This window comes from Agromyces sp. Y575, assembly GCF_059445445.1.
The window spans coordinates 834,675-852,201 of record NZ_JCAIUI010000002.1 but is presented as its reverse complement, the minus strand read 5'-3'; the positions used below and the strand labels follow the sequence as shown (position 1 = coordinate 852,201).

The window sequence follows — 17,527 nt, the reverse complement described above, 5'->3', positions numbered from 1 at the left end:
TTCCCTGAGATCGTCGAGGGGAACGGACCACGGCAAGACTCCCTTCGACAGGCTCGGGGAGCGGACAGGCGAAGAAGAGAAGCAGATGACAGACGCAGACGAGAATACCGACGGCCCCGGCATCCACGGCAGGATCGACCAGGTCGATCTGCAGCTCGAGATGCAGCGTTCCTACCTCGACTATGCGATGAGCGTCATCGTCGGGCGAGCGCTGCCCGACGTGCGCGACGGGCTCAAGCCCGTGCACCGCCGCGTCATCTACGCGATGTACGACGGCGGCTACCGCCCCGACAAGGCGTTCTCGAAGTGCGCCCGCGTCGTCGGCGACGTCATGGGTCAGTTCCATCCCCACGGTGACACTGCGATCTACGACGCTCTCGTGCGCCTCGTGCAACCGTGGAGCCTGCGGTACCCGCTCGCACTCGGGCAGGGCAACTTCGGTTCGCCCGGCAACGACGGCGCGGCCGCTCCCAGGTACACCGAGACGAAGATGGCTCCGCTCGCGCTCGAAATGGTGCGAGACATCGAGAAGGAGACCGTCGACTTCCAAGACAACTACGACGGCCGCACACAGGAGCCGTCGATCCTGCCCGCCCGGTTCCCGAACCTTCTCGTCAACGGATCGGTCGGCATCGCGGTCGGCATGGCGACGAACATCCCGCCGCACAACCTGCGCGAAGTGGCATCCGGCGCCCAGTGGTACCTCGAGCACCCCGAAGCATCGCGCGAAGAGCTGCAAGAGGCTCTGATGCAGCGCATCAAGGGCCCCGACTTCCCGACGGGCGCACAGATCCTCGGCGTCAAGGGCATCAACGACGCCTACCGCACGGGCCGTGGCTCGATCACGATGCGCGCGGTCGTCTCGGTGGAGGAGCTGCAGGGCCGCACCTGCCTCGTCATCACCGAACTGCCGTACCAGGTGAACCCCGACAACCTCGCGATCAAGATCGCCGACCTCGTGAAAGACGGCAAGGTCGGAGGCATCGCCGACATCCGGGATGAGACCTCGGGCCGTACCGGCCAGCGACTCGTGATCGTGCTGAAGCGCGACGCGGTTGCGAAGGTCGTGCTGAACAACCTCTACAAGCACACGCCGTTGCAGGAGAACTTCGGCGCGAACATGCTGGCGATCGTCGACGGCATACCGCGCACGCTCTCGATCGACGGGTTCATCGCGCACTGGGTCGACCACCAGATCGAGGTCATCGTGCGACGCACGCAGTACCTGCTGCGTGAAGCCGAGGCCCGCATGCACATCCTGCGTGCGTACCTCAAGGCCCTCGATGCCCTCGATGAGGTCATCGCGCTCATCCGCCGCTCGCCCACCGTCGAGGAGGCCCGCGACGGTCTCATGGAGCTGCTCGTCATCGACGAGCTCCAGGCGCGTGCCATCCTCGAGATGCAGCTGCGCCGTCTGGCCGCTCTCGAGCGGCAGAAGATCATGGACGAGGCAGCCGAGCTCGCCGAACTGATCGCGGACTACGAGTCGATCCTCGCGTCGCCCGAACGTCAGCGCACGATCGTCTCGGAAGAGCTGGCCGAGATCGTCGCGAAGTACGGCGACGAGCGGCGCACGCACATCATGCCGGGCTTCGACGGCGACATGTCGGTCGAAGACCTGATCCCCGAAGAGGAGATGGTCGTCACCGTCACCCGCGGCGGCTACGTCAAGCGCACGCGCAGCGACAACTACCGCTCGCAGCACCGCGGTGGCAAGGGCGTCAAGGGTGCGCAGCTCCGCGCAGACGACGTCGTCGAGCACTTCTTCGTGACGACGACGCACCACTGGCTGTTGTTCTTCACGAACAAGGGCCGAGTGTACCGGGCGAAGGCGTACGAGATCCAAGAGGCCGGCCGTGATGCGAAGGGCCAGCACGTCGCGAACCTGCTCGAGATGCAACCCGATGAGCAGATCGCCGAGATTCTCGACATCCGCGACTACGGGGTGGCCCAATATCTCGTGCTCGCCACTCGCGACGGCTTGGTGAAGAAGACCGACCTCACCGCGTACGACACCAATCGCTCGCGTGGCGTCATCGCGATCAACCTGCGCGACGACGACGAGCTCGTCTCGGCGATGCTCGCCGACGAGCACGACGAGATCCTCCTCGTCTCGAAGAAGGGCATGTCCCTGCGCTTCCAGGCGACGGATGAGGCGCTCCGGCCCATGGGGCGGTCGACCTCGGGTGTGAAGGGCATGTCGTTCCGCGAGGGCGACCAGTTGCTCGAGGCATCCGTCGTCGCCGGCTCGGAGCACGCTGGCGCGGTGCTCCCTGAGCTCGTCGAAGGGGGCGAGTCCGCTTCGGCGGGCTCCCCGAACGACGAAGCCGATGGGGCGAGGTACGTCTTCGTCGTCACCGAGGGCGGCTATGCGAAGCGCACCGCCGTCGACCAGTACCGCCTGCAGAATCGTGGCGGCCTCGGTATCAAGGTGGCGAAGTTGAACGACGATCGCGGCGACCTCGCCGGTGCCCTGATCGTCGGCGACGACGACGAGGTGCTTGTGGTTCTTGCCAGTGGCAAGGTGGTACGCTCTGACGTCGCCGAGGTTCCCGCCAAGGGCAGGGACACGATGGGCGTTGTGTTCGCGAAGTTCGCGGACGACGACAAGATCATCGCCATCGCGAAGAATTCCGAACGGAATCTCGTGGAGGAGTCCGCAGAGTCCGCAGAGTCCGCAGCGGCCGAGCCCGCGCGAGAGGGATAGTCGTACATGAGTAGCATTGCAGAGAAGCTGGCCCGCAAATCGAACCGCAAGACCCCTGCCAAGCAGGTGCGCCTTCGGCTCGTCTACATCGACTTCTGGTCGGCGGTGAAGCTGTCGTTCCTCGTCGCCGTGTGTCTCGCCGTGGTCAGCATTGTCGCAATGTTCCTCATCCACACGGTGTTGAACTCGACCGGCATCTTCGAGAAGCTCAACGAGCTCGTGAAAGACGTCGCCGGTGCCGGTGGCGATCTCACATCGATCCTCTCGCTCGGCAACGTCATGGGCTTCGCCATCGTTGCGGCGCTGCTCAACCTCGTCGTGACGACTGCACTCGGCGCAATCCTCGCGGTGCTCTACAATCTGAGCGTCAAGATCACGGGCGGCATTCTCGTCGGCTTCACGAACAATTGATCCGCGCTGAACGCGAAGCGTTCAGCCGGATCAGATCGAGGGGCGGCCCCTTCCGGGCCGCCGAATCGAGATCTCACCCCGGGCTGGCGGCCCTTTCCGGGATGCCGAATCGAGATCTCAAACATGAGATTCGGTCGATTCGGAGATTGCCAGAACGTCCGGTAGTCTTTCCTTCGGCCGAAATTCGGGGATATAGCTCAGGCGGTTAGAGCGCTTCGCTGATAACGAAGAGGTCCGAGGTTCAAGTCCTCGTATCCCCACTGTGACAATTCAACACCCGTGACAATTCAACACCCGTGACAATTCAACACCCGTGATAATTCAATACCCGTGGCGATTCAACACCCGGAACAATTCCATATACACCTGGATGCCGCGGTATCCGGCCCGGGGCCTTAGCTCAGTTGGTAGAGCGCCTGCTTTGCAAGCAGGATGTCAGGAGTTCGATTCTCCTAGGCTCCACAGTTTCGACACAACAGTGTCGACACAACAGTTTCCACGTATCGGGTTCGCGCGTTCGCTTCACAAGCGAAGCCAGCGCTCGACCAAGCCGACGATCGCTTCGAGCCTGTCGTCGAGTTCGCTCGGATCGAGCGTGATGACCCCGCGATCGGCAGCAGCCCAGCGAACCAGACCGGTATCGTCATCGAAGCTGAAGCCGTCGGCATCGACGATCTTCACGCCGCGGTGCAACACCGCCCGCACCTTGCCGCGCGGGTCGATGCCGAGGGTCACGCGGTCGGCGCCATCGAGCGCGTAGTTGGGGCCGTTCCACTTGATGTTCTCGATGGTCGCCGCCGGGGCGACACCACGGATTCCGGCGCACAGCCGCCGGAGCGGACCGCCCTGATCCGTTGGGAGCTGGGCGAGGAACCGGTCGACTTCGGCCGACGCCGCGATCGTATTCGTGTCATCGGCCATGTGCCGCTCCTTCGCCTCGCGGTTGCCTCGACCATAGACCCCAGCGGTCATGGCCGTCGATGGTGCAGCTACAGTGTCCGAATGGACATCCGCATCGCTGCGTACGGGGTCATCATTCGCGACGACCGAATCCTGCTCTCGCACTGGAACGAGCACGGGCGATCGGGATGGACACTGCCGGGCGGGGGAATCGAGGGCGCCGAGCATCCTGTGGCGGCTGCGCGGCGCGAGATCCGAGAAGAGACGGGGTACGAGGCATCCGTCGACAGGCTGCTCGGTATCGACACGATGGTGGTGCCGGCGGCGAAGCGCCACACGGCCGCGTCACCGCTCTATGCGATGCGTGTCGTGTACCGGGCGAGCGTCGTCGGCGGAGAGCTGCGGAATGAAGTGGGCGGCTCGAGCGACGAAGCCCGATGGTTCCCGCTCGACGAGGTGGCGAACCTCAAGCGGGTGAGCCTGCTCGACATCGCACTACGGTTGAACGCGGCGGAGCCGATCGATGGTGTGCCCCCGCCCGTCGGCGACTGAGAACCCACCGCTGCGGCGCTGAAGGCCCCGACGGCGGGCCAGCTGATGCGAGAGCTGCTGCGCCGTGGAACGGATGACCGCGCGGCCGTGTCGCCGACGTTCCGGCCGTGACGGGCCGAACCGTTCGCGACACGGCCGCGCGGTGCCGAGCTCCCCGAGGCCGATGCCGTCGCGCTGGCGATGACATCGACCCGCGGGGGCCGGGCATGAGTGCTGGTGTTGTCTTCCACGATGATCAGATCATCGGCTGGGTGAGGAGCGCGATCCGCTGGAACTGGGCGTCGCGAAGGCCATTCGCGATCAGTTCGTTGCGACGACGCTCGGAGACGGCCGCGTAGCTGCGTTGCTCGTCTTGGCGACGACCCCATGCAATGAGAGCGAGGCCGAGGCGGCGGGCGAGCCGCTCGCGCAGCTGTCGTGCGTCTGCACGAAGGGTGACGGTCTGGTCCTGGGGGCTTCGGCCGGCGGTGAGAGTACTCGTATTCACGGTGATTCCTTCTGGTGTATCGGTGTTGGGTGTGGAGCGATGGTGCTGGTGTGCTTCGTGAGCGGCTCATCGGCCTGAGCTGATCCCGTGATCGACGGCATCCGAGCACGGATGCATCGTCATGGCGTCGAGGGCAGGGTTGACGGACTCGTCGCGAGGCGCGGTTGGGCGGTTGGCCGTCACGGAGCTTCGAGATGCCGAAGGATCGGAGGGCCGGCGATCGCGACCTGACGGTGGCGCACTCCGGGACATCCGCTCATCACGGTGAGGTGACGAAGGCGACGATGTCGCCGACGGACGACCCGGCTGGCGCCGCAGTGGTCACACGCGAGGCGCGCAGTTGGCGGTCAGGCGCAAACGCGCGTGCCGCCGGAGCGAACCGTTAGCCCGCTCGAGGCGCGAGGAGGACTCCCGTATAGGCCGCGGTAAATGCTGGCGTGAAGATGTGCTTCATCATGGGTATCAACTCCTCTGCTGCTCGGGTGCGATGCGCACCGCTTATGGACACTAGCGGGATATTCACGTCGACCGCAAGGTGAATTCTCAGATTCATCGCAAATCGGGGTCAGCACCGAGATCGAGCACGCCCGGAACGACGATGGCCCCGCCTGGATCAGGCGGGGCCATCGGTGATTCAGCGCAAGCGATCAGGCGTCGGTTGGCGCGCCGCCGGGCGTCGGCTCGTCGTCGGCGACCCAGAGTTCATCGTCGGCACGGAACGTCTGCCAGACGGCGTAGGCGACGCCGGCCGCGGCGACGATGCCGGCGCCGATCGCGAGATAGGTGCCCACTCCGGGGCCCTTCTTCTGCTTCACGACGGCCGCGGCACGAGGCGACACCCGCTCGATGGCGCGGCGCACGCGTGCGTCGTTGGCGATATCGCCGATGGAGAGCACGGAACCGAGGGCGTTGCCCACGCTGCGCTCGACGGTGTCGCTGGCAGTACGCGCGACACGGCCCGCCTGCTGGACGCCAGGTCGGACGTAACTCTCGTACCCGGTGCGGACCCGCGGCACGACCTCTTCACGCGTGAGGTGACCGAGTTGACGGCTGGCCTCGCGCGCGACGGCATTTGCGTGCTCGAGCACGTGCTGCTGGTTCTCCCACAGATCCCCAGCGGTGCTCTGCAGTCGCTTGAGTTCCTTCCGGCGCTTGCGTGACAGACTCATGTCGACCTCCATCGTTGTGCAGCGAACCACTCCATCTTGCCACCGAAACGGCTGGAAGCGGGGTGGGAGTCCGAATACGGCATGCCCCTTGACGAATCCACCCATGCCAGAATAAGAGGATGCCGATTCCCACCGCAGTCGCGACACTCAACACCAATCACGGCCCGATCAAGGTCGACCTCTACGGCGACCACGCCCCGAAGACGGTCAAGAACTTCGTCGGCCTCGCCACCGGCGAGATCGAATGGACGCACCCCGCCACCGGTGTGAAGTCCGCCACCCCCCTCTATGACGGGGTGATCTTCCACCGCATCATCCCCGGCTTCATGATCCAGGGCGGCGACCCGCTCGGCCAGGGCGTCGGCGGCCCGGGTTACCAGTTCGACGACGAGATCAACTCGGAACTCGACTTCACCGAGCCCTACGTGCTCGCCATGGCGAACGCCGGCATCCAGATGGGGCACGGCACCAACGGCTCGCAGTTCTTCATCACCACCGGCCCCACCACGTGGCTGCAGGGCAAGCACTCCATCTTCGGCAAGGTGACGGATCCCGCGAGCCAGGCTGTCGTCGACCGACTCGGCGCCGCCGCCACCGATGGCCGCGACAAGCCCCTCGAAGACATCGTCATCGAGAGCATCACCGTCGAGCAGGTCTGAAACTCGAGGTGAGCGACTCGGGGCCTGATCGGGCGAACTTCTGCTATCGGCATCCCGATCGGCAGAGCTACATCCTGTGCCAGCGGTGCGGGCGCACGATCTGCCCCGAGTGCCAGACGCAGGCGGCTGTCGGCGTGATCTGCCCCGAGTGCATGCGCGAGCAGCGCGCAACGGCGCCGCGCACCAAGCCTGCGGTGCTCACTCGTGTGCGCTCGGCCGCCGGGCGCGGCGCCCCCGTCGTGACGTATTCCCTGATCGGCATCACCCTGGCCGTGTTCGTGCTTCAACTGATTCCGGGTCTCGGGGTCACGAACTGGCTCTACTTCACACCGCTGGCGATGAGCGACATCGCGTTCCAGCCATGGCGCCTGCTGACCACCGTGTTCGTGCACTCCACCGGCCTGATCTTCCACGTGCTGCTCAACATGTACACGTTGTGGATCTTCGGAGGCCTGCTCGAGGGACTCCTTGGACGCTGGCGCTTCCTCGCCCTGTACCTGCTCTCGGGCCTCGCCGGCTCGGTCGGCGTGATCTGGTTGTCCGATCCGAACACGAGTGTTGTCGGGGCATCCGGTGCCATCTTCGGTTTGATGGGTGCGTTCCTCGTGATCCAGCGTCGCCTCGGCGGCCAGACGACCCAGTTGTTCGTGCTGCTCGGCATCAACCTCGTGATCGGCTTCGTGCCCGGCTTCAACATCGCCTGGCAGGCCCACCTCGGCGGGCTCATCGGTGGTGCGCTCATCGGGTTCGTCTTCATCGAGACGCGAAAGAGATCGCAGCAGACGCTTCAGATCTGGCTGCTCGTCGCCGTCGCTGTGGTGCTGGTTCTCTTGAGCCTGCGCTACTTCTTCTTGCCGATCGGCTGACACCGTTCCAAGTTATCCACAGCACTTTCCACAGCTGGGGAGAGTTACACACGTGTAATTGTCGGCATTTCGGGGGACTTCGCCGCTCGAAGATATCCACACCTGTGGATAACTCGGCCGGCGGGCGGGCTTCGACCGGCTCAACCCGCAGGGTCTGACGGGCACGAGAGAGGGGCGGATGCCGCAGCATCCGCCCCTGGTTCGCTGAGCTCGTCGAAGCGAAGCCGCGAGCTTCCTTCGACAAGCTCCCTTCGACAAGCTCAGGGAGCCGAGTTCAACGCCAGCGGGTGGTCATGAGGAAGCCGATGAAGGCGATGCCGAAGCCGATGAGGATGTTCCACGACTCGAGCTCGGCGATGGGGAAGCGGCCCTGGCTCACATAGAACACGATGATCCAGGCGAGCCCGACGAGCATGAAGCCGAACATGACGGGCTTGAACCACACCGGGTTCGGAGCCTCTTCGCCGCTCACTGGTTCTGCGCGCGCGGGCTTCGGGGATTTCGTACGTGCCATGGGGCGATTCTAGCCGAGCCGGAGGCCCTCGCACATTCGGTTCACGTTCGCGCGGACTAGAATCGCCCGTATGTCCGAGTCGCAACCCGATGCCCGGCGTGCACGCCGCCCGTCGGGTGGCCAGCGGCCCCGTGTGAGCGTCGTCGGCGTGTTCGGCGAGTTGCTCCTCACCGGCGGCGTGCTGATCCTGCTCTTCCTCGGCTGGCAACTGTGGTGGAACGACGCGATCATGGCCGGACAACAGTCGTCCGCGGCATCCGCTCAGAGCGCTGAATGGCTCGAGCAGGCCCAAGCCGCACAGGGCGAGACGCCCGCCCCCGCTCCCGCCGACTACGGCGAACCTGTCGTGGACGCGACGGGGTACGGCAACGCCGAGACCTTCGCGGTCATGTACGTGCCACGGTTCGGCGAAGACTCCCAGCGCAACATCGCCGAAGGCACCCAGCTCGACGTTCTCAACAGCTTTGAGCTTGGTGTCGGGCACTACCCAGGCACGCAGATGCCGGGCGAGGTCGGCAACTTCGCGATCGCCTCGCACCGCAGTGCCTACGGCGGCGGCATGCACGAGATCGAGCAGTTGCAGCTGGGCGACGCGATCTTCATCCAGACGAAAGACGGCTGGTTCACCTACCGGTTCCGAGACTTCGAGTACGTGACCCCCGAGACGCTCGATGTGCTCGCCCCGGTGCCGCACCATCCCGACCTCGCGGCGACCGATCGCCTCGTCACGCTCACCAGCTGCAACCCGTTGTACTCCACCGCCGAGCGCATCATCGCCTATGGCGTGCTCGAGTCCTGGCAGCCGAGCTCAGCGGGTGCACCCGCCGAGATCGCACCGATCGTGGCGACCTGGGGGAGCTGAGACATGTACGGCGCAATCTGGCGCATCCTGCCCGGGCCCGTGTGGCTGCGCATCATCCTGATGCTGCTCCTCGTCGCGGCCGCGGTGTTCGCCCTCTTCACGTGGGTGTTCCCGTGGGTCGACGGCGTGCTGAATCCGATCAACGTCACGGTGGAATGAATGACCCGCGTCCTCGTCATCGACAACTACGACAGCTTCGTCTACACGCTCAACGGTTACCTGCAAGAGCTCGGCGCCGAGACCGAGGTCGTACGCAACGACTCGTTCGACGCCGCCGAGGTGGCGACGCGTATCGCCGAATACGACGCGGTGCTCATCTCGCCGGGGCCGGGCAAGCCGTCGGATGCCGGTGTGTCGATCCCCATCGTCGAGGCGGCGCTCGCCTCGGGGCAGCCGATCCTCGGTGTCTGCCTCGGCCACCAGGCGATTGCCGAGGCCTTCGGCGCGGTCGTGACGAACGCCGATGAGCTCATGCACGGCAAGACGTCGCGCATCACGCATGACGAGAGTGACTTCTACGACGGGGTGCCGCAGCCTTTCACCGCGACGAGGTACCATTCGCTCGCCGTCGTCGATGGCACCGTGCCCGAGTCGCTCGTGGTGACGAGCCGAACGCAGGGCGGCGTGATCATGGGCGTGCGCCACGAGAGCGCCCCGATCTTCGGCGTGCAGTTCCACCCGGAGTCGGTGCTGACCGAGGGCGGCTACCGCATGCTCGGCAACTGGCTCGCGGTCGCAGGGCTGCCAGAAGCGCGAGAGCGCGCCGTCGGGCTCAGCCCGTTGATGCGCGCAACAACGGCGTAGGCCTCGATACGCTCGCTGCGCTCGCTACTCGACCGGCGAAGATGCGGCTGCTACTCGACCGGCGTGGGGCGAGTCGGCGAGAGCGGGTCAGCCGGCGCAGTAGGTGAGTTCGACCGAGGAGCGCTGCGGCACATCGCCGGGCGGCACCGACTGCTGCGTGACCGGCGAGCCCGGCTGCGACTTGCATGAGGCGTCGGGCTTGGGCACGGCGGTCAATTGCAGGTTCTCGGCCGCCAGGTACGACGAGGCGGCCGCAAGCGTCTGCCCGGTGAGGTCGGTGAGCGTGACCATTCCGCTCGAGATGCGGAAGTCGACGGTGGAACCAGCCTCGACCGATGCACCGGCCTCGGGCGTCGTGGCGAGCACCGTGTCGCCGGGCACGGTCGGTGATGGCTCTCTCGTCTCGGTGCCCGGCACGAGCCCTGCAGCAGTCAGGTCGGCCTTCGCTTGTTCGAGAGTCTTGTTGCGGAGGTCGGGCACGGCGACGGCTTGTCGCCCGGTCGAGACGTACACCGTGACCGCAGTGTCCGCGTCGACGATCTCGCCCGCGGCCGGATCACTGCGGGTCACCTGATCGGCGGGCACCGTGTCGCTCGTCTCGTTGACGCGGGTAGCGGGGAGCCCGAGCTCTTGGAGCTTGGCCACAGCCTCTTCGTAGGTGCCGCCGGTCAGCGCCGGAATCTCCCGTGAGTTCGTCGGCAGCTCGGTGGTGGGTTGCAAGTTGAACGCCCAGTACATGACGGCGATCACGATCACGATCACGCCGATGATGCCCGACCAAATCCAGATCGCCGGCGGGCGGCGCTGGGTGCGGGTCATCGTCTCGTCTTCCGCGAGCTGGCGGAGCGCCAGTTCGGAGCTCGACAGCGAGGCGGTGGGCGCTCCGAAGAGCATCGTGGTCTGGTCGGGTTCGCGATGCACCGGTACGCGACCGGATGCCGCGCTGTCGACGTCGGACCGGAACTCCGCCGCGGTTTGGTAGCGCTGGTCGCGATTCTTCGCGAGGGCGTGCAGCACGACCGAATCGAGCGCGGGCGAGACCTTCGGATTGATGACGCTCGGCTTGACCGGGCGTTCGCTGACGTGCTGGTAGGCCACCGCGACGGGCGTGTCGCCGCGGAACGGCGGCCGACCGGTGAGCATCTCGAAGAGCACCACGCCACTGGAGTACAGGTCGGTGCGCGCGTCGACGGTCTCGCCCTTGGCCTGCTCGGGCGAGAAGTACGACGCTGTGCCGAGGATCGCCGTGGTCTGCGCGACCGTCGTCGACGAGTCGGAGACTGCTCGGGCGATGCCGAAGTCCATGACCTTCACCTGGCCCGCGGTGGTGATCATGATGTTGCCTGGCTTGATGTCGCGGTGCACGACGCCTGCTCGGTGAGAGTACTCGAGTGCGGTCAGCACACCATCGATGACCCGCACCGCGGCAGACGCCTCGAGGGGTCCGTCGTGGATGATGTCTTTCAGCAGCCGACCCTCGACGAACTCCATCACGATGAAGGGTAGCTGCACCTCTTGACCAGCGGAGTCGATGACCGTTTCTTCGCCCGCATCGAACACGCGCACGATCGTGGGGTGCGCCATGCGCGCCGCCGACTGCGCCTCCTGCCGGAACCGCATGCGGAACGCCGGGTCTGTCGCCAGCTGGGGCTTCAGCAGCTTGATGGCGACCTGACGACCGAGCCGGGTGTCGGTTCCGACGTGCACGTCGGACATACCACCGCGCCCGATGAGGGCGCCGACGCGGTATCGACCCGCGAGCACTCGTCCTTCATCGTTCACCCTGTGGCTCCGTCCGTTCTGTGAATCATCCCGTCAGTTGCAGCGTGCTAATTGTTCTTGTTGTCGTTGGCCGCGGCTGTCACGGTTACCATCGCCGACGGCGACGCGGGGGAGGCCACCGAACCGCAGTAGTAGACGTAGGTGACCGTGAGCTGGCCGCTCGTCGCCTCGGTCGTCTGCAGGAGAGCTTCGGTCGCGCCGGCACCCGACGGCTGTGCCGACGGCGCCCCCGTTCCCTGTACCGACACCTGGTAGCCCGACAGCGTCTGGCCGGCAGGGCACGATTGAGCGTCCCATGAGACTGTGAACGTCTCACCGGCCTTCAGGCTCGTCGGCGCCACACGAGGCGCCGCCGCCGGCGCGCCCGGCGTCTCAGGATCGACGTAGAACGTGATCGTGACCTCGGAGCCGATCTGCATGTTGCCCGTGGGGTTCACGTCGTAGACACGGCCGGCCTCTTCAGGGGTTGCCGCGGGGGTGCCCTCGACGGCGTTCACGACCATGCCGAGGGCCTGGAGGCTCGCCCGAGCCTCGTCGACCGTGAGCCCCAGGTAGTCTTCACGGATGACCTGGGCGGTCGTCGGCGCATCGGGCGTCGACGGAGGCGGCGTCGAGGGCGTGCTCGCCGACGACGCCGGCGTCGACGGCGCCGTCGAGGGCGCTTCTTTCCCACCGCCGCTCAGAGAGAGCGCGATGATCGTGCCGATGAGCACGATCGCGAGCAGCGCGATGAGCACGATGAGCGGCCAGGTCCACGGGCTGCGCTTCTTCTTCTCTTCGACGGGCTCTTCTTCGTCGCCCGGGGCGCCGTCGGCCTGCGGCATCACCGTCGTCGCGGCGGTGGCGCCGGCCTGCGGCATGAGCATCGTGGCGGCCGTGGCGCCGGCAGCGCCGAGCACGGCGGGCACCGCGGCGGCAGCCGCCTGCACGTCGCCCCGGCGGAGGGCAGTGGCTGCGCGTGCGAGAAGCGCGGCCGACTGCGGCCGGTCGGCCGGGTTCTTCGCGATGCATCCGTAGACCAGGTTGCGCACCGGCTCGGAGACCGTGACCGGCAGGTCGGGCGGTGTCTCGTTGATCTGCGCCATCGCGATGGCCACTTGCGACTCGCCAGTGAAGGGGCGACGGCCCGCGAGGGCCTCGTAAGCGACGATGCCGAGCGAGTAGATGTCGGTGGTCGGCGAGGCCGGGTGGCCCGACGCCTGCTCGGGCGAGAGGTACTGCACCGTGCCCATGACCTGGCCGGTGGCCGTGAGCGGCACCTGGTCGGCGATGCGCGCGATGCCGAAGTCGGTGATCTTCACGCGCCCGTCGGGCGTGATGAGCAGGTTTCCGGGTTTGATGTCGCGATGCACGAGTCCGGCGGCGTGTGCTGCCTGCAGTGCCGCCGCGGTCTGCGCGACGATATCGAGCACCTTGTCGGTGGAAAGCACATGCTCGCGCTCGAGGATCGTGGAGAGCGCCTCGCCGGGCACGAGCTCCATAACGAGGTACGCGCTGCCGTCTTCCTCGCCGTAGTCGAAGACGTTGGCGATGCCTTCATGGTTCACGAGCGCGGCATGGCGGGCCTCGGCGCGGAAGCGCTCGAGGAAGCCCGGGTCGCCCAGGTACTCGTCTTTCAAGATCTTGATCGCGACCTGACGTCCGATGACGAGGTCTGTGGCTTGCCACACCTCGCCCATCCCGCCGATCGCAATGCGGGACTGCAGTTCGTAGCGCCCCCCGAAGGTGAGCCCTGCGCTCGGTCTCATTTGTTCAGCACCGCCTCTAGTACCTGCTTTGCGATGGGTGCGGCAATGCCATTGCCGAACCCTTCCTGACCAAGTCCCCCGCCATCCTCAACGAGCACTGTGATCGCGTACTGAGGATTGTCGGCGGGGGCAAAACCGGTAAACCAGAGAGTGTAGGGGTCACTCTCTGCGTTCTCCGCTGTACCCGTTTTACCGGCCACGCTGACGCCGTCTATTCTTGCATTACTCGCGGCCCCGTTTTCGACACCGTTGATCATCATGCCGACCATCGTGTTCGCCGTCTCCTCGCTGATCGCACGGCCGAACTCGCGGGGTTCGAACTCCTGCAGTGGGCTGAAGTCGGGCGCCGTGATCTGATCGACCAGATTCGGGTTCATCACGATGCCGTCGTTCGCGATCGCGGCCGACACCATCGCCATCTGCATCGGCGTGGCACGCACCTCGTACTGCCCGAATGCCGAGAGGGCCGTCTGCGCGTCGTCGAGCACTCGCGGGTAGATGCTCGGCTCGGTCACCGTCGGAATCTCGAACTCCGAATTGAACCCGAACTTCTCGGCCTGCTCGCGGATCGCTGCGTCGCCGAGTTCGATGCCGAGCTCGGCGAACGGGATATTGCACGAGAGACGTAGCGCCGTCGCGAGGCTGACGGTGTCGCCGCCGCCGCAGTTGCCGCCCTCGGTGTTGCGGACGACGGAGTCGGTGCCGGGCAGGGTGAACGTGGGGGGGTTCGGCAACTGGCTCTCGGGCGTGTACTTGCCCGACTCGAGTGCGGCCGCGGTGACGACGAGCTTGAACACCGACCCAGGCGGGTTCATGTCGCCGCCCGTCGCCCGATTGAAGAGCGGGTCGCCCGGGTCGGCGAGCAGTCCCTCGTAGGTCGCGAGCGCCAGGGCACTGTCGTGCACGACCAGCGCGTTCGGATCGTATGTCGGCTTGGTGACCATCGCGAGGATGCGCCCGGTCGACGGCTCGGTGACGTAGATCGCGCCCGTGTAGTCGCCGAGCGCGTCCCACGCGGCCTGTTGCGCCACCGGGTCGATCGCGACCTCGACGGATGCCCCCATCGGATCTTGCCCTGAGATCAGGCGGTTGAGGGAATCGAAGAACTGGCTCGACGACTGCCCGCTGAGGTAGTCGTTGAGCGAACGCTCGAGGCCAGTGGCCTCGCCGTTGACGGGGATGTACCCGGTGACCGCGGCGTACAAGGGTCCGTTCGAGTAGACCCGCTGGAACTTGTAGTTGTCGTCGGAGGGCTGCGAGTAGGCGATCGGCTCACCGTCGACGAGGATCGGGCCGCGCTCGACGGAGTAGCTCTCGTAGAGGGTGCGCGAGTTGCGAGGGTCGGCCGAGAGTGTCTCAGCCTGCGCGTACTGGATGATCGTCGACGAGACGAGCAGGGTGAGGAACATGAGGAGCGCGACGATCGAGACGCGCTTGAGCTCGCGGTTCATCCGTCGATCACCAGCCTCGGGTGGTTGCGCACCGTATCGGACAGGCGCAGGAGCAGGGCGACGATGATCCAGTTCGCCACGAGCGAGGAACCACCAGCTGCGAGGAACGGAGTGGTGAGACCGGTGAGCGGGATGACGCGGGTGACGCCTCCGACGACGATGAAGACCTGCAGGGCGACGACGAACGCGAGGCCCACGCCGAGCAGTTTGCCGAAGTCGTCTTGGCCGGCGAACCCGATGCGGAACCCGCGTGCGACGAACAGCAGGTACAGCGCGAGGATCGCGAAGATGCCGGCGAGGCCGAGCTCCTCACCGAGGCTCGCGATGATGTAGTCGCTCTGCGGAACCGGGGTGATGTCGGGTCGGCCCTGGCCCCAGCCCGTGCCGATCAACCCGCCGTTGGCGAGCCCGAAGAGGCCTTGCACGAGCTGATAGCTGCCGCCGTAGACCTGGTCGAAGCGCTCGGGATTGAACGGGTCGAGCCAGTTCGCGAAACGATTGCCGACGTAGTCGAGGGTCTGGCTGGCGATGATCGCACCGCCGATGAAGAGGCTGAGCCCGAGCACCACCCACGACAACCGGCTCGTCGCGACGTAGAGCATCACGAGGAAGAGGCCGAAGTAGAGGAGCGCGGTGCCGAGGTCGCGCTGGAAGACGATGACGGCCATCGACAGCGCCCACACGATGAGGAGCGGGCCGAGGTCGCGTGCCCGCGGAAACTGCATGCCGAGGAACTTCGTGCCCACCATCGACAGCGAGTCGCGGTTGCGGACGAGATAACCGGCGAAGAAGACCGCCAGGGCGATCTTCGCGATCTCGCCGGGCTGGAACGTGGCGAAGTCGCCGAGGCCGATCCACACCCGCGCGCCGCTCACCTCGCGCCCGAGGCCGGGCACGAGCGGTAGGAGCAGCAGGATGATCGCGGCGAGCCCCGCGAGATAGGTGTAGCGAAACAGCACGCGGTGGTTGCGGATGACGAAGATCGTTGCGATCGCGCAGACGATCGCGATGCCGCTCCATGCGATCTGCCGCACCGCTGCGCTCTCCCAGCCCGACTCATCGTTGGCGATGTCGATGCGGTAGATCATCGCGATGCCGAGGCCGTTGAGCACGGTCGCGATCGGCAGCAGGAACGGGTCTGCGTCGCGCGCGACGAATCGCATGCCGATGTGCAGGCCGAACACGAGCACCGAGAGTCCGGCGCCGAGCAGCACCAGCTGCGTGTCGATGTGACCGAGCGCCCCGAGCTGCACGAGCACGATCGCCGCGGCGTTGATGAAGCATGCGATGAGGAGCAGCCAGAACTCGAGATTGCGCAGCTTCTGCGGTATCCGGATGCGGCGGACGCCCTCTGGGGGCGTCGCGACTTGACCGACGTGGAGGTCACTCAACGGAATCCTCCAGCCGCTGCACGATGCGATACGCCTCGGAGAAGGAGCCCGCGCTGATGGTCTGCTCGACACGCTGCTGGTCGTAGGTACGAAGCTCTGCCATGTCGAGGTCGATCTCGGTGTGGAGTTCGTGCAGCGAGATCGGCCCCAGGTCTTGCTGGATGCCCTGGAAGATCGCGACCCGGCCGTTGGACTCGCCCACGTAGTAGCGCGTCTGCGTCCACTGGTAGCCGAGCAGGAACGCCGCCGCGATGGCGGCAACGAGCAGCACGATCCAGAAGCTCCACGTCCAGCGGCGGCGGCGGCGGCGACGGGCGTCTTCTTCGATGATCTCGTCGAAGAAGTCTTCGGAGTCGGGCTCGAAGTGCGTCTCTTGAACGGGGTGCGGACGGAACGGCGTGAGACGGATGCCGCGGGCGCGCACGGGCTCGGGCTGGCCGAAGGCGAGCGGCGCGGCGGCCGAACCGACCACGAGGGGCGGGGTCGCCGGCGTCGGCGGTTCGCCGATGTCGAGGATCACGACCGTGACGTTGTCGGGTGCCCCGCCGTCGAGCGAGGCCTTCACGAGCCGGTCGGCCACTTGCTTGGCGCCCGCCTCGGCCGACATCAGGTCGTGGATCTCGTCGAAGGAGACGACGCCCGAGAGGCCGTCGGAGCACAGCATCCAGCGGTCGCCCGCCCGCGTGTCGAGCACCATCGCGTCGATCTCGGGCGACGCCTCGACGTCGCCGAGCACACGCATGAGCACCGAACGACGCGGGTGCACCATCGCCTCTTCGGCGGTGATGCGACCTGCGTCGACGAGGCGCTGCACGAAGGTGTGGTCGGTGGAGATCTGGCTGAGCTCGCCCGACCGCAGCAGGTAGATGCGGGAGTCGCCGATGTGCGAAATGACGATGCGATCGCCGACGAGCAGCACGGCGCTCACGGTCGTGCCCATGCCGGTGAGTTCGGAGTGCTCGGCGACGGTGGCCGCGAGCTGACGGTTCGCGGCGATCAGGGCGCCCTCGAGGGATGCCGCGGCCTCGGTCGTGTTGTCGTAGTCGACATCGGCCTCGGCGATGCGCCGCGTCGCGATCGCGCTCGCGACGTCACCGCCCGCGTGCCCGCCCATGCCGTCGGCGACGACGAACAGGCGGCGTCCGGCGTACCCCGAGTCCTGGTTGTTCGAGCGGATGCGCCCCACATGCGAGACCGCAGCGCTCGCCTTGACAGTCGCCATGG

At 66.3% G+C, this 17,527-nt stretch carries 17 protein-coding genes and 2 tRNA genes; 10 read left to right on the top strand and 9 right to left on the bottom strand.

Features of this window, described 5'->3' with window-relative positions:
- Positions 1-85: 85 nt before the first annotated feature.
- The 4 genes from gyrA to AC1C2U_RS10010 all read left to right on the top strand — a co-directional run bounded on the left by gyrA (position 86) and on the right by AC1C2U_RS10010 (position 3,580).
- On the top strand, positions 86-2,707 hold the full coding sequence (gene gyrA, locus AC1C2U_RS10025) for a DNA gyrase subunit A (RefSeq protein WP_495361601.1): 2,622 nt from the start codon (positions 86-88) through the stop codon (positions 2,705-2,707).
- Positions 2,708-2,713: 6 nt separating this feature from the next.
- Entirely contained in the window at positions 2,714-3,118 is a 405-nt protein-coding gene (locus AC1C2U_RS10020; protein ID WP_495361600.1) for a DUF3566 domain-containing protein, read from the top strand.
- Positions 3,119-3,304: 186 nt separating this feature from the next.
- Positions 3,305-3,378: transfer RNA gene (locus AC1C2U_RS10015), tRNA-Ile, on the top strand.
- Between the two features lie 129 nt (positions 3,379-3,507).
- A tRNA-Ala gene (locus AC1C2U_RS10010) sits at positions 3,508-3,580 on the top strand.
- Positions 3,581-3,640: 60 nt separating this feature from the next.
- Here the strand turns inward: AC1C2U_RS10010 and AC1C2U_RS10005 are convergent.
- Positions 3,641-4,039, bottom strand: a complete 399-nt coding sequence (locus tag AC1C2U_RS10005; protein WP_495361599.1) for a hypothetical protein — start codon at positions 4,037-4,039, stop codon at positions 3,641-3,643.
- Between the two features lie 81 nt (positions 4,040-4,120).
- On the opposite strand from AC1C2U_RS10005, the gene AC1C2U_RS10000 reads away from it, so the two are divergent.
- Positions 4,121-4,570 carry an NUDIX hydrolase gene (locus AC1C2U_RS10000; protein WP_495361598.1) on the top strand — a complete coding sequence of 150 codons (450 nt, stop codon included), beginning with the start codon at positions 4,121-4,123 and terminating at the stop codon, positions 4,568-4,570.
- A 235-nt stretch (positions 4,571-4,805) separates the two neighbouring features.
- On the opposite strand, the gene AC1C2U_RS09995 is transcribed toward AC1C2U_RS10000, so the two are convergent.
- Both AC1C2U_RS09995 and AC1C2U_RS09990 read right to left on the bottom strand, forming a co-directional pair.
- Positions 4,806-5,057: a hypothetical protein gene (locus AC1C2U_RS09995; RefSeq protein ID WP_495361597.1), complete on the bottom strand. Its 252-nt coding sequence runs from the start codon at positions 5,055-5,057 to the stop codon at positions 4,806-4,808.
- 647 nt (positions 5,058-5,704) lie between these two features.
- Entirely contained in the window at positions 5,705-6,226 is a 522-nt protein-coding gene (locus AC1C2U_RS09990; protein WP_495361596.1) for a hypothetical protein, read from the bottom strand.
- A 119-nt stretch (positions 6,227-6,345) separates the two neighbouring features.
- On the opposite strand from AC1C2U_RS09990, the gene AC1C2U_RS09985 reads away from it, so the two are divergent.
- Both AC1C2U_RS09985 and AC1C2U_RS09980 read left to right on the top strand, forming a co-directional pair.
- The gene (locus tag AC1C2U_RS09985) at positions 6,346-6,885 is read left to right on the top strand and encodes a peptidylprolyl isomerase (protein WP_495361595.1); all 540 of its coding nucleotides are present in this window, start codon (positions 6,346-6,348) and stop codon (positions 6,883-6,885) included.
- Positions 6,886-6,893: 8 nt separating this feature from the next.
- Positions 6,894-7,751: a rhomboid family intramembrane serine protease gene (locus AC1C2U_RS09980; RefSeq protein ID WP_495361594.1), complete on the top strand. Its 858-nt coding sequence runs from the start codon at positions 6,894-6,896 to the stop codon at positions 7,749-7,751.
- Between the two features lie 274 nt (positions 7,752-8,025).
- Here AC1C2U_RS09980 and AC1C2U_RS09975 read toward each other — a convergent pair whose 3' ends face one another.
- Entirely contained in the window at positions 8,026-8,265 is a 240-nt protein-coding gene (locus AC1C2U_RS09975) for a cell division protein CrgA (protein WP_495361593.1), read from the bottom strand.
- 70 nt (positions 8,266-8,335) lie between these two features.
- Between AC1C2U_RS09975 and AC1C2U_RS09970 the strand changes: the two genes are divergently transcribed.
- The 3 genes from AC1C2U_RS09970 to AC1C2U_RS09960 are packed head-to-tail and all read left to right on the top strand — an operon-like array spanning position 8,336 to position 9,931.
- Positions 8,336-9,127 carry a class E sortase gene (locus AC1C2U_RS09970; RefSeq protein ID WP_495361592.1) on the top strand — a complete coding sequence of 264 codons (792 nt, stop codon included), beginning with the start codon at positions 8,336-8,338 and terminating at the stop codon, positions 9,125-9,127.
- Between the two features lie 3 nt (positions 9,128-9,130).
- A complete protein-coding gene (locus AC1C2U_RS09965) occupies positions 9,131-9,286 on the top strand; it encodes a hypothetical protein (protein ID WP_495361591.1) in 156 nt (51 codons plus the stop codon).
- Positions 9,287-9,931 (top strand): anthranilate synthase component II, encoded by a 645-nt coding sequence (locus AC1C2U_RS09960; RefSeq protein WP_495361590.1) that lies wholly within the window; start codon positions 9,287-9,289, stop codon positions 9,929-9,931.
- Between the two features lie 87 nt (positions 9,932-10,018).
- On the opposite strand, the gene pknB is transcribed toward AC1C2U_RS09960, so the two are convergent.
- From pknB to AC1C2U_RS09935, 5 genes are read right to left on the bottom strand one after another with little or no spacing between them, the layout of a single operon-like run.
- Positions 10,019-11,713 (bottom strand): Stk1 family PASTA domain-containing Ser/Thr kinase, encoded by a 1,695-nt coding sequence (gene pknB / locus AC1C2U_RS09955; protein WP_495361589.1) that lies wholly within the window; start codon positions 11,711-11,713, stop codon positions 10,019-10,021.
- A 47-nt stretch (positions 11,714-11,760) separates the two neighbouring features.
- Positions 11,761-13,461, bottom strand: a complete 1,701-nt coding sequence (locus AC1C2U_RS09950; protein WP_495361588.1) for a protein kinase domain-containing protein — start codon at positions 13,459-13,461, stop codon at positions 11,761-11,763.
- On the bottom strand, positions 13,458-14,912 hold the full coding sequence (locus AC1C2U_RS09945) for a peptidoglycan D,D-transpeptidase FtsI family protein (protein WP_495361587.1): 1,455 nt from the start codon (positions 14,910-14,912) through the stop codon (positions 13,458-13,460). The genes AC1C2U_RS09950 and AC1C2U_RS09945 overlap by 4 nt, the downstream gene beginning before the upstream one ends.
- Entirely contained in the window at positions 14,909-16,303 is a 1,395-nt protein-coding gene (locus tag AC1C2U_RS09940) for an FtsW/RodA/SpoVE family cell cycle protein (protein ID WP_495361586.1), read from the bottom strand. The genes AC1C2U_RS09945 and AC1C2U_RS09940 overlap by 4 nt, the downstream gene beginning before the upstream one ends.
- Positions 16,296-17,525 carry a PP2C family protein-serine/threonine phosphatase gene (locus AC1C2U_RS09935; RefSeq protein ID WP_495361585.1) on the bottom strand — a complete coding sequence of 410 codons (1,230 nt, stop codon included), beginning with the start codon at positions 17,523-17,525 and terminating at the stop codon, positions 16,296-16,298. Before AC1C2U_RS09935 ends, AC1C2U_RS09940 begins: the two co-directional genes overlap by 8 nt.
- Positions 17,526-17,527: the final 2 nt, after the last annotated feature.